This is a genomic window from Isoptericola sp. NPDC057191 (genome assembly GCF_042670225.1).
Lineage (GTDB): Bacteria > Actinomycetota > Actinomycetes > Actinomycetales > Cellulomonadaceae > Isoptericola.
This window is the reverse complement of sequence record NZ_JBHUWC010000129.1, coordinates 1-11,656: the sequence shown is the minus strand read 5'-3', so window position 1 is coordinate 11,656 and position 11,656 is coordinate 1. Positions and strand designations below refer to the sequence as shown.

Genomic DNA, 11,656 nt, shown 5'->3' with positions numbered 1-11,656 from the left:
AGACCGTCAGGCCCCGTACTCCTTCTGGATCCGAGCCCAGTTCTCCTCGAGCATCTCGAGGCCACCGATGTTGTAGAACGCCTGCTCGGCGATGTGGTCGAACTCGCCCTCGGCGATCTTCTTGAACGCCTCGATGGTCTCGCTCAGCGGCACGGTGGAACCCTCCACGCCGGTGAACTTCTTGGCCATGTAGGTGTTCTGGGAGAGGAACTGCTGGATGCGGCGCGCACGCGCGACGACCGTCTTGTCCTCCTCCGAGAGCTCGTCCACACCGAGGATCGCGATGATGTCCTGCAGCTCCTTGTTCCGCTGCAGGATCGACTTCACCTGGGTCGCGACGTCGTAGTGCTCCTGGCCCACGTAGCGCGGGTCGAGGATGCGGGACGTCGAGGTCAGCGGGTCGATCGCCGGGTACAGACCCTTCGACGCGATCTCGCGGGAGAGCTCGGTGGTCGCGTCCAGGTGGGCGAACGTCGTCGCCGGCGCCGGGTCGGTGTAGTCGTCCGCCGGCACGTAGATCGCCTGCAGCGAGGTGATCGAGTGACCGCGCGTCGAGGTGATGCGCTCCTGCAGGAGGCCCATCTCGTCGGCCAGGTTCGGCTGGTAGCCCACCGCGGACGGCATGCGGCCCAGCAGGGTCGACACCTCGGAGCCGGCCTGCGTGAACCGGAAGATGTTGTCGATGAAGAGCAGCACGTCCTGCTTGCGGACGTCGCGGAAGTACTCCGCCATCGTCAGGGCCGACAGGGCGACGCGCAGACGCGTGCCCGGCGGCTCGTCCATCTGGCCGAAGACCAGGGCCGTCTTGTCGAAGACGCCGGCCTCCTCCATCTCGGCGATGAGGTCGTTGCCCTCACGGGTCCGCTCGCCGACGCCGGCGAACACGGACACACCGCCGTGGTCCTGCGCGACGCGCTGGATCATCTCCTGGATGAGGACCGTCTTGCCGACGCCCGCACCACCGAAGAGACCGATCTTCCCGCCCTGCACGTACGGGGTGAGGAGGTCGATCGACTTGATGCCGGTCTCGAACATCTCGGTCTTCGACTCGAGCTGGTCGAAGGCCGGCGGCTTGCGGTGGATGGGCCAACGCTCGGTAACCTCGAGCCTCTCCCCCTCAGCGAGGTTGAGGACGTCACCGGTCACGTTGAAGACCTTGCCCTTGGTGATGTCGCCCACGGGCACGCTGATCGGCGCGCCCGTGTCGGTGACGACGGCGCCGCGCACGAGGCCGTCGGTCGGCTTCAGCGCGATCGCACGGACCAGGGCGTCGCCGAGGTGCTGGGCGACCTCGAGCATGAGGGTGAAGGACTTCTCGCCCTCGCCCTGCGACGACAGGTCGATGTCGACCGTCAAGGCGTTGTAGATGTCGGGGATCGCGTCCTCGGGGAACTCGATGTCGACGACGGGGCCGATCACGCGCGCGACACGGCCCACGCCGGGTCCGCTCTGGTGCTCGACCGGGGCTTCCACGGTGGTGGCGGTCATTGCTTGCCTCGCTTCGAAAGGAACGTTGCGGATGTCAGGACGGTCGTCAGAGCCGGCTCAGCTGCTGCCAGGGCCGGCGTCATGACGCCGCGAGGGCGTCGGCACCCGAGACGATCTCGCTGATCTCCTGGGTGATGTCCGCCTGGCGGGCCTGGTTCGCCAGGCGGGTGTAGGTACGGATCAGGTCCTCGGCGTTGTCCGTCGCCGTGTGCATCGCCCGCTGGCGCGCGGCCAGCTCGGACGCCGCGGCGTCGAGCATGAAGCTGAAGATGCGGCTGCGGACGTAGCGCGGCAGGAGCGCGTCGAGGACACTCTCCGGCGACGGCTCGAAGTCGTACAGCGGGAACGCGTCGTGCTCACCGGGCACAGCCACGCCCTCGACGACCTCGAGCGGCAGCATCCGCACCACGCGCGGGCGCTGCGTGACCATGTTGACGAACTGCGTGTACACGACGTGCAGCTCGCCGACGCCGCCCTCCTCCGCCGGAGCGAGGAACGACCCGAGCAGCGTCTCGGCGATCTCCGCCGCGACGTCCGCGTCCGGGCTGTCCGAGCCGTACGACCACTGCCCCGCGATCTCGCGCCCGCGGTAGCGGTAGAACGAGACGGCGCGACGGCCGGCGGCGTAGAGGTCGACGGACTTCCCGGCCTCCTGGAGCTGCGCGACGAGCCGCTCGCCCTCGCGGATGATCGACGCCGAGTAGGCGCCGGCCATGCCGCGGTCGGACGCGATCACGAGGACCGCGACCCGGTCGGTGTCGTGCCGCTCGCTCGTGAGCGGGTGCTTGGTCGACGTGTGCGTGGCCACGGCGGACACCGCGCGGGTGATGGCCCGCTCGTACGGTGCCGCCGCGGCGGTGCGCGCACGCGCCTTGCCGATGCGGGACGCAGCGATCAGCTCCTGCGCGCGGAACATCTTCTTCAGCGACTGCGTCGACTTGATCCGCTGCTTGTAGATGCGCTGGGATCCACCGGCCATGCTCAGGCCTTCTTCTGCACGACGAGCTGCTCCTGCTCGACGTCGGTGGCCTCGCCGTCAGCGTCGCCGCCGACCAGCGGGGTGCCGTCGCCCTTGAGGAAGCCGTTACGGACGTCCTCCACGGCGGCGGCCAGCGAGTCCTCGGTGTCCTTCTCGAGCTTGCCGGTCTCGGCGATCGTCGAGAGCACCGAGGTGTGGCGGCGCAGGTGGTCGAGCATCTCGGACTCGAACCGCTTGACGTCGTCCACGGGGACGTCGTCCAGCTTGCCCTTGACGCCCGCCCAGACGGACGCGACCTGGTCCTCGACCGCGTACGGCGTGTACTGGGGCTGCTTGAGCAGCTCCATGAGCACGGCACCGCGGGCGAGCTGGCCGCGCGACGCGGCATCCAGGTCCGACGCGAACATCGCGAACGCCTCGAGCGAGCGGAACTGCGCCAGCTCGAGCTTCAGCGTGCCGGAGACCTTCTTCATGGCCTTGATCTGCGCGTCGCCACCGACTCGGGAGACGGAGATACCGACGTCGACGGCCGGGCGCTGGTCGGCGTTGAAGAGGTCCGACTGCAGGAAGATCTGGCCGTCGGTGATGGAGATGACGTTGGTCGGGATGTACGCCGACACGTCGTTCGCCTTGGTCTCGATGATCGGCAGACCGGTCATCGAGCCCGCGCCCAGCTCGTCCGAGAGCTTCGCGCAACGCTCGAGCAGGCGGGAGTGCAGGTAGAACACGTCACCGGGGTACGCCTCGCGGCCCGGCGGGCGGCGCAGCAGCAGCGACACGGCACGGTAGGCCTCGGCCTGCTTCGACAGGTCGTCGAAGATCACCAGCACGTGCTTGCCCTGGTACATCCAGTGCTGGCCGATGGCCGAGCCGGTGTAGGGCGCGATGTACTTGAAGCCCGCGGGGTCGGACGCCGGGGCCGCGACGATCGTCGTGTACTCCAGCGCACCGGCCTCCTCGAGGGCCCCGCGCACGGACGCGATCGTCGAGCCCTTCTGGCCGATGGCGACGTAGATGCAGCGGACCTGCTTCTCCGGGTCGCCCGACTCCCAGTTGGCCTTCTGGTTGATGATCGTGTCGATCGCGATCGCGGTCTTGCCGGTCTGCCGGTCGCCGATGATCAGCTGGCGCTGGCCGCGGCCGATCGGGATCATCGAGTCGATCGCCTTGATGCCGGTCTGCAGCGGCTCGTGCACCGACTTGCGCTGCATGACGCCGGGCGCCTGGAGCTCGAGGGCGCGACGGCCCTCGCTCTCGACCTCGCCCAGACCGTCGATCGGGTTGCCCAGCGGGTCGACCACGCGGCCGAGGTAGCCCTCGCCCACGGGGACGGACAGGACCTCGCCGGTGCGGCGGACCTCCTGCCCCTCCTCGATGCCCGTGAACTCGCCGAGGACGACGACGCCGATCTCCCGGACGTCCAGGTTCAGGGCGAGGCCGAGCGTGCCGTCCTCGAAGCGCAGCAGCTCGTTCGCCATCGCGCCGGGGAGGCCCTCGACGTAGGCGATGCCGTCGGCGGCGACGGTGACGCGGCCGACCTCCTCGCTGACCGCGCCCTCGGGCTCGTACGACTTCACGAAGCTGTCCAGAGCGGCGCGGATCTCCTCCGGCCGGATCGTCAGCTCAGCCATTGCTCTCTCCTGTCGTGGCCGCGACATGCGCGGCCTCACGTTCTGCGTAGCCGACCGGGGGCCGGCGCTGGGCCTGAAGGTTTCAGCCGGCCAGCCGGCGACGGGCGTCGGCCAGGCGGGACAGCACGGTGGAGTCGACGACATCAGCGCCGACCTGGATACGCAGGCCTCCGATCACGGACGGGTCGACCGTGACGTTGAGCTGGACGGCACGCCCGTAGGCGCGCTCGAGCAGCCCGGCGAGCCGGTCCTGCTGGGACTGGCTGAGCACGGTGCCGCTGGTGACCGTGGCCACGAGGCGGCGGCGACGCTCGGCGGCGATCTCGCCGTACCACAGCAGGGTCGCCACGAAGCGGCGGCCGCGCAGGGCGGTGGTCGCCCGGCGCGCGAGCGCCAGCGTGACGACGTCCACCTTGCCCGTGAGCAGGGTCTCGACCAGCTGTGCCCGACGCTCGGGGTCGGTCGCGCCGTCCGAGAGCACCTGCCGCGCCTCGCGCTGGCCGACGAGCGCCCGGGTCAGCCGGAACAGCTCGTCCTCGACCGTCTCGAGAGCACCCCGCGACTCGGCGGACGCCAGCATGGCGTCGAGCCCGAGGCGGTCCACGGCGTCCACGAGGTCCCGGTCGCCGGACCAGCGCGACCGCGCCAGGCCGGTGACGAGCTCCACGACACGCTCGTCGAAGCCACCGGCCAGCACGCGGCCGGCGAGGGCCGCACGGTCCTCCGGGTCCCGCGACGGGTCGGCGAGCGACCGCCGCAGCGGACCGGACTCGTCCAGGGCTCCGACGACGACGAAGAGCTGCTCGCCGAGCGCCTGCGCGTCAGCCCCCGCGGACCGCAGGACCGGCTCGAACCGCTCCTGCGCCGCGCTGAGGGATGCTCCGCTGGTGCCCCGCATCAGCCCTCCTTGCCGACCGGCGCCGGCTGCGCCGCCGCGGACTCGCCGCCCGCGGCCTCGAGCTCGTCGAGGAAGCGGTCGACGACGCGCGACTGCCGTGCGGAGTCCTGCAGGGACTCGCCGACGATCTTGGACGCCAGCTCCGTGGCCAGCTCGCCGACCTCGTTGCGGAGGGACACGGCCGCCGTCTGGCGCTCGGCCTCGATCTGACGGTGCGCGGTCTCGACGATGCGCGAGGCTTCCTCGTGCGCCTTGGTGCGCAGCTCCGCGACGATGGCGGTGCCCTCGGCACGCGCCTCCTCACGGGTCTTCGCGGCGTCCGCACGAGCCTCGGCGAGCTGCTGGTGGTACTCCGCCAGCGCCGCCGCGGCCTCCTCCTGCGCCTGCTCGGCCTTGGCCATGCCGCCCTCGATCTTCGCGGTGCGCTCGTCCAGGACAGCCTGGAACTTGGGCAGAGCGTACTTGTAGAAGACGAACCCGATGATCACGACGATCACCAGCGACCAGATGATGTCCGGCCAGTGCGGGATGAGGATGTTCGGCTCGGACTCCTCCGCGGCGAGCACGGTGGCGTCGAGGTTCAGGGGGGAGATCATCATGCCGGGACGATGAAGCCGGCCACCAGGCCGAGGAGGGCGAGCACCTCGACGAAGGCGATACCGATGAACATCGTGGTACGGAGCTGGCTCGAGACCTCGGGCTGGCGAGCCATGCCCTCGATCGTCTTGCCGATGAGGATGCCGAGGCCGATGCCGGGGCCGACCGCCGCGAGGCCGTAACCGACGGTGCCGATGTTTCCGGTGACCTCGGCGAGGGTGGTGACGTCCACTGGGTTTCCTTCCGGTTGGGCGCCGGGCCTCGGTGGCCCGGCGTCGCTTTCGTGGGGTGCAGTTGGTAGAGCTGGTCCGGCTCAGGCCGGGTACCGCGAGACGGTCAGTGCTCCGCCTCGACGGACATGTTGAGGTAGACGGCGGTCAGGATCGCGAAGACGTAGGCCTGCAGCGCCGCCACGAAGATCTCGAAGAGGAAGAACGCGAACCCGGCCACGAACGTGCCCGCGCCGAACAGCTTCATCGCGCCGGCCGAGTCGAAGAGGAAGAACGACGTGGCGGTGAAGCAGATCGCGAGCATGAGGTGCCCCGCGACCATGTTGGCCAGCAGTCGGATGACGAGGGTCGCCGGCCGCAGGATGAAGACCTGGAGGAACTCGATCGGCACGAGCAGCAGGTAGAGCGCCTTCGGCACGCCCGGCGGGAAGAGGGAGTTCTTGAGGTAGCCGCCCACGCCGTGCGCCTTGACGCCCGCGCTCAGGTACATCACGTAGGTCCACGCGGCGAGCACGATCGGCAGCCCGATCACGGAGGTGCCGGCGATGTTGAGGAACGGCACGACGCTCGTGATGTTCATGACCAGCACGGTGCAGAAGATCGTGGCGATCAGCTTGAAGTACTTGCGGCCGTTCTCCTGGCCCAGCACCTCGATCGCGATCGAGTTGCGCACGAAGTCCAGGATCATCTCGACGATGTTCTGGAACCGGCCGGGGACGACCTTCGCCCGGCGCGCAGCGATGACGAAGACCGTCAGCAGGAAGATGGCGGCGATGACGCGGACCAGCATGATCCGGTTGAACTCGAAGGGCGTCCCCTCGAAGAAGATCGCCGGGGGGAAGAAGTCCGCGACCGTCGGCGCGTGGAACTCGCCGTCACCTTCGGCGGCGAGCAGCAGGGGGATCGCTGGCGTAGACAGGGGGTTCTCCCGGAGGTCGTACGGTCCGGACGCTCCACCGCTGGGCGGGCACGCCATCGGACCTGGCCGTCATGGATTCGCGGACAGCCTACCGGATGTTCACCCGTGCTCCGACATCTCGGAGGAGAATTACCGGCCAGATCCCGCGGCTTGTGAAGAAGCGCACGATGTTGCCCCCGGCGACCGACCGTCGCCCGGCGCAAGCACCCTGGTCAGAGGGCGCCGTCACGGCTGCACGTAGGGCACCCGGCCGGCGCTCACCGCGCGGTAGTCGAGCAGGGCCGAGCCGATCGCTCCCACGGCGAGCACCGCGATGAGCACCCACGGGTCGTAGAACGTCGCGTTCTTGAGCAGCGCGAGCACCACGATCAGGACGACGATCTTCGCGACCCAGGCGCCCATGACGAACGCCGCCATCCGGGCGGGGCTCGACCCGACCGTGCGCAGCATCGACCAGATCGTCGTCGCGCAGAAGAACGCCGCGATCGCCGCGCCCACGAGGGCGCCCCAGAGCCCGGGCAGGCCCGCGACCAGCAGGCCGATCCCCCCGCCCAGCACCACCAGGGCGCCGACCAGCAGCAGCGTGTCCCGCAGCGCGGCGCGGAGCACGGCCCGCTCGGCGGTGGTCGCGTGCTCGCCGGCGGGCGCGTCCGCCGCCACGGCGTCCTGAGCAGGGTCGGGCGTCGGGCCGGGGGTGTCGGGCGTCGTCATCGCGGGCGTCCTTCGTGCGTCGTCAGGGTGGGGGCGACCGGGGTCGCGGAGGTCGTGGGAGCCGTGGGGGCCGTGGGGGTCGTCGCCACCTGCGGGGCGGCGTGCGCACCCGACGCGACGGCGACGGCCGGGTGGCTCCCGGTGGCGACGTCGTCGTCGAGGAACCGCCCGCGGGTGCGCAGCGGGCCGAGCGTGAGCAGCAGCGCCACGACGACGGCGATCCCGAGGCCGACGAGCACGACCTGCCACTCCCACATCACCAGGGCGGCGGCGCCGAACGAGAAGACGGCGGCCCAGACGTACAGGATCAGCACCGCGCGACGGTGGGAGTGCCCCAGGGCCAGCATGCGGTGGTGCAGGTGCATGCGGTCGGGGTGGAACGGCGACTTGCCCGCCGCGAGACGGCGCACCACCGCCATGCCCATGTCGAGCAGCGGCAGCAGCACCACCGCCACCGGCAGCAGCAGGGGGATGAACAGCGGGACGCGCTGCGCGCCGGAGAGCGTGTCGCCCGCCGAGACCGGGTCGATGTTCCCCGTGATGGTGATCGCCGCCCCGGCGAACACCAGGCCGAGCACCATCGACCCCGAGTCGCCCATGAAGATGTGCGACGGGAAGAAGTTGTGCGGCAGGAAGCCGAGGCACGCGCCGACGAGCACCGCCATCATCAGGGTCGCCAGGTTGGCGTAGTTCTCCGGCGTCGCCTGCTGCGTGAGCCCGTAGGTGTAGAGGAGGAAGGCGGCGCCGCCGATGGCGATCAGCCCTGCGGCCAGGCCGTCCAGGCCGTCGACGAAGTTCACGGCGTTCATCGCCACCACGACCACGAGGATCGTCGCGAACAGCGACAGCCGGGACGAGGTGATGTAGAGCCCGTCAGGCGTCGGGAGCGACGTGAGCTGCACCTGCTGCCACGCCATGAAGCCGGCGGCGAGGGCCTGCCCCGCGAGCTTCGTCATCCAGTCGAGGTCCCACACGTCGTCGGCCCAGCCGAGCAGGCACACGATCGTCGCGCCGCCGACGATCCCCCATGCCTGGGGCCCCGTGGCGAACACTCCGGCGAGGAACGGCATCTGCGAGGCCAGGACCACCGCGACGACGATGCCGAGCAGCATCGCGAGGCCGCCCAGCCGCGGCGTGGGCCTCAGGTGCACGTCCCGCTCCCGCACCGCCGAGATCGCGCCCGTACGACGCGCGACCCACCGCGCGCCCGGGGTGGCGAGGTACGTGACCGCCGCCGAGACCAGCATCAGGAGCAGATACGCCCTCACCCGGCCGGCTCCTCCGCAGGCGCGCCGGCCGCCGGGCCGCCCTCGGAGCTGCGCCCCGAGTCGCCCACCGAGTCGCCCTCAGAGGCGCCCTCCAGGTCGGCCCCGGGCTCGTCCCCAGGCTCGTCCTCGGGCTCGTCGACGCCACGCACGCGCGCGACCTCGTTGAGCGCCTCGAGCGTGATCGCCCCCTGCCGCACCACGCGCAGGTGCGCGCCGGTCGCGTCCACGATGGTCGACGCGACGCCACCGGGCGCGTCGCCCCCGTCGAGGTAGGTGCTGACCGAGTCGCCGAGCTGCTCGCGGGCGTCCGTGACGTCGAGGGCCGCGGGGCTGCCGGAGGCGTTGGCGCTGGAGACCGCGAGCGGGCCGGTGCGGCGCAGCAGCGCGAGCGCGGCCGGATGGTCGGGCATGCGCAGCGCGACCGTCCCGTGCGTCTCGCCAAGGTCCCACTGCAGCGACGGCTGCGCCTGCAGGATGATCGTGAAACCGCCGGGCCAGAACGCCTCGACGAGCTTGCGCGCGTCGTCCGGGACCTCGGTCGCGAGCCCGTCGAGGGTGCGCACGTCGGGGACCAGGACGGGGGGCGGCATCTGCCTGCCGCGGCCCTTGGCCGCGAGCAGGGCCGCGACGGCCTCCGCGTCGAAGGCGTCGGCGCCGATGCCGTAGACGGTGTCGGTCGGCAGGACCACCAGGCCGCCGCGCGAGACCGTGTTCACCGCCTCGTCGATCGCAGGGCCCCAGGTGTTCGGGTCGGTGACGTCGTGCACGCTGCTCACGGGCTCAGTCTGTCACGGTTCGCCCGGCGCCCTGCCGCACGTCCGGGACGGCGGGCCCCGCACCGAGGCGCCGAGCCACCACCATCCGCGGCCGTCCGGTCAGGTCGTCGCGGGTCTCGGCGGGCCCGAACCCGCGGACGTCCGCGACCATCGACCTCGCCTGCGCCGCCTGCACCTCCGCGTGCTCCATCACGTAGAGGCCGCCGGGCCGCAGCAGCCGCGCCGCCGCGGCCGTGACGCCACGCGGCACCTCGAGCCCGTCCTCCCCCAGCCCGTACAGGGCCACGCCCGGGTCGTGCTCGGCGACCTCGGGGTCGCGCGGCACCGCGCCGGGCGGGACGTACGGGGGGTTGGAGACGACGACGTCGACCGTGCCGTCCAGGTCGCGCAGCGCGGTGCGGGCGTCGCCGCGGACCAGCCGGACGACGGCTCCCGCGGAGTCGCTCCCTCCGTCCGCGGCCGCTGCCGCGACGTTGCGCGCCGCCCAGCCGTGCGCCGCGGCGTCGAGCTCGACCGCGTGGACGCGGGCTCCGGGGACCTCGGTGGCGACGGCGAGGGCGATCGCGCCGGAGCCGGTGCACAGGTCGACCACGACCGCCGCACCGTCACGGGCCACGACCCGCGCCGCCTCGTCGATCGCGACCTGCGCCACCTGCTCCGTCTCCGGCCGCGGGACGAAGACCCCCGGCCCGACGGCGAGCTCCAGGTGCCGGAACGGCGCGACGCCGGTGAGGTGCTGGAGCGGTTCCCGCGCCGCCCGCCGCGCGACGTCCGCGGCGAACCGCGCGGCGACGTCGCCGGGCAGGTCCCGGTCGAGCACCGCGAGGCGTCGCAGCTCTGCCCGGTCGACGCCGAGGCCGTGCGCGAGCAGCACCTCCGCGTCCACGCGCGGGCTGGGCACCCCAGCAGCGGCGAGGCGCGCCGCCGCCCAGCGGACGCCGGCGCCCACCGTCCCCGGCGCGACGTCAGGCATCGGAGCCCGCCGCCGCCAGGCGCGCGGCCTCGTCCGCCTCCACCGCGGACCGCACCACCGGGTCCAGGTCGCCCGCGAGGACGTGGTCGAGGTTGTATGCCTTGTACCCGGTGCGGTGGTCCGCGATCCGGTTCTCCGGGAAGTTGTAGGTGCGGATCCGCTCGCTGCGGTCCACGGTGCGCACCTGCGAGCGGCGCACGTCGGCGGCGGCGGCGGCAGCGGCCTCCTGCCGTGCTGCCAGCAGCCGGGCGCGCAGCACCCGCATCGCCTGCTCCTTGTTCTGCAGCTGCGACTTCTCGTTCTGCATCGAGACCACGATGCCCGTCGGGACGTGGGTGATGCGGACGGCCGAGTCCGTCGTGTTGACCGACTGCCCGCCCGGGCCCGAGGACCGGTACACGTCGATCCGCAGGTCGTTCTGGTCGATCTCCACCTCGCCCGGGTCGTCGACCTCGGGAAGCACCAGCACCCCCGCCGCGGACGTGTGGATGCGGCCCTGCGACTCGGTGACCGGGACGCGCTGCACGCGGTGCACGCCACCCTCGTACTTGAGGCTCGCCCACACCCCCTCGGCCGGGTCCGACAGGTGGCGGGCCTTGACGGCGACCTGCACGTCCTTGTACCCGCCGAGCTCGGTCTCGGTCGCGTCGAGCACCTGGGTCGCCCACCCGCGCCGCTCGGCGTACCGCAGGTACATGCGCAGCAGGTCGCCCGCGAAGAGGGCGGACTCGTCGCCGCCCTCCCCCGCCTTGATCTCGAGGATGACGTCGCGGGCGTCGTCGGGGTCACGCGGCACGAGGACGCGGCGCAGCCGCTCGGCGGCCGCGTCCTCCGTGGCGCGCAGGTCGGGCAGCTCGGCCGCGAACGCCTCGTCCTCGGCGGCGAGCTCCGCGGCAGCCTCCGCGTCGTCGCGGGCCTGCTCCCACGCCCGGAACGCGGCGGCGACCTGGTTGAGCTCGGCGTACCGGCGTCCGAGCGAGCGGGCACGACCCGCGTCGGCGTGGACGGCCGGGTCGGCGAGCTCCCGCTCGATCTCGGCGTGCTCGGCGAGCAGCGGCCGCGCGGCGGCGAACGGGTCGGTCATGGCGTCTCCCGATGGACGTGCAGGGTCCCGTGGGCCCAGCCCCCGGGCAAAGCAACAGCGCCGGCGGTCCGTCGTCCGACTGCCCCTGGAGAGGTTGTCGGG

12 protein-coding genes are annotated in these 11,656 nt (G+C 71.9%); all 12 read right to left on the bottom strand.

Annotated features, from left to right (window positions below; translation table 11 throughout):
- Positions 1-6 precede the first annotated feature (6 nt).
- The 12 genes from atpD to prfA all read right to left on the bottom strand — a co-directional run bounded on the left by atpD (position 7) and on the right by prfA (position 11,554).
- Positions 7-1,488: a F0F1 ATP synthase subunit beta gene (gene atpD / locus ACFT55_RS14780; RefSeq protein WP_380244596.1), complete on the bottom strand. Its 1,482-nt coding sequence runs from the start codon at positions 1,486-1,488 to the stop codon at positions 7-9.
- Positions 1,489-1,567: 79 nt separating this feature from the next.
- Entirely contained in the window at positions 1,568-2,467 is a 900-nt protein-coding gene (locus ACFT55_RS14775) for a F0F1 ATP synthase subunit gamma (RefSeq protein ID WP_380244595.1), read from the bottom strand.
- A 2-nt stretch (positions 2,468-2,469) separates the two neighbouring features.
- On the bottom strand, positions 2,470-4,098 hold the full coding sequence (gene atpA, locus ACFT55_RS14770) for a F0F1 ATP synthase subunit alpha (protein ID WP_380244594.1): 1,629 nt from the start codon (positions 4,096-4,098) through the stop codon (positions 2,470-2,472).
- Between the two features lie 82 nt (positions 4,099-4,180).
- Positions 4,181-4,996 (bottom strand): F0F1 ATP synthase subunit delta, encoded by an 816-nt coding sequence (locus tag ACFT55_RS14765; protein WP_380244593.1) that lies wholly within the window; start codon positions 4,994-4,996, stop codon positions 4,181-4,183.
- Positions 4,996-5,592 carry a F0F1 ATP synthase subunit B gene (locus tag ACFT55_RS14760; protein WP_380244598.1) on the bottom strand — a complete coding sequence of 199 codons (597 nt, stop codon included), beginning with the start codon at positions 5,590-5,592 and terminating at the stop codon, positions 4,996-4,998. Before ACFT55_RS14760 ends, ACFT55_RS14765 begins: the two co-directional genes overlap by 1 nt.
- Positions 5,592-5,825: an ATP synthase F0 subunit C gene (locus tag ACFT55_RS14755; RefSeq protein ID WP_225565590.1), complete on the bottom strand. Its 234-nt coding sequence runs from the start codon at positions 5,823-5,825 to the stop codon at positions 5,592-5,594. The genes ACFT55_RS14760 and ACFT55_RS14755 overlap by 1 nt, the downstream gene beginning before the upstream one ends.
- 104 nt (positions 5,826-5,929) lie before the next feature.
- Entirely contained in the window at positions 5,930-6,799 is an 870-nt protein-coding gene (gene atpB, locus ACFT55_RS14750; protein ID WP_380244592.1) for a F0F1 ATP synthase subunit A, read from the bottom strand.
- 168 nt (positions 6,800-6,967) lie between these two features.
- Positions 6,968-7,453 (bottom strand): hypothetical protein, encoded by a 486-nt coding sequence (locus ACFT55_RS14745; protein ID WP_380244591.1) that lies wholly within the window; start codon positions 7,451-7,453, stop codon positions 6,968-6,970.
- Positions 7,450-8,721, bottom strand: a complete 1,272-nt coding sequence (locus ACFT55_RS14740) for a glycosyltransferase family 4 protein (RefSeq protein ID WP_380244590.1) — start codon at positions 8,719-8,721, stop codon at positions 7,450-7,452. The genes ACFT55_RS14745 and ACFT55_RS14740 overlap by 4 nt, the downstream gene beginning before the upstream one ends.
- Entirely contained in the window at positions 8,718-9,488 is a 771-nt protein-coding gene (locus ACFT55_RS14735; RefSeq protein WP_380244597.1) for an L-threonylcarbamoyladenylate synthase, read from the bottom strand. The genes ACFT55_RS14740 and ACFT55_RS14735 overlap by 4 nt, the downstream gene beginning before the upstream one ends.
- A gap of 13 nt (positions 9,489-9,501) precedes the next feature.
- Entirely contained in the window at positions 9,502-10,470 is a 969-nt protein-coding gene (gene prmC, locus ACFT55_RS14730) for a peptide chain release factor N(5)-glutamine methyltransferase (protein WP_380244589.1), read from the bottom strand.
- A complete protein-coding gene (prfA, locus tag ACFT55_RS14725; RefSeq protein WP_380244588.1) occupies positions 10,463-11,554 on the bottom strand; it encodes a peptide chain release factor 1 in 1,092 nt (363 codons plus the stop codon). The genes prmC and prfA overlap by 8 nt, the downstream gene beginning before the upstream one ends.
- Positions 11,555-11,656 lie beyond the last annotated feature (102 nt).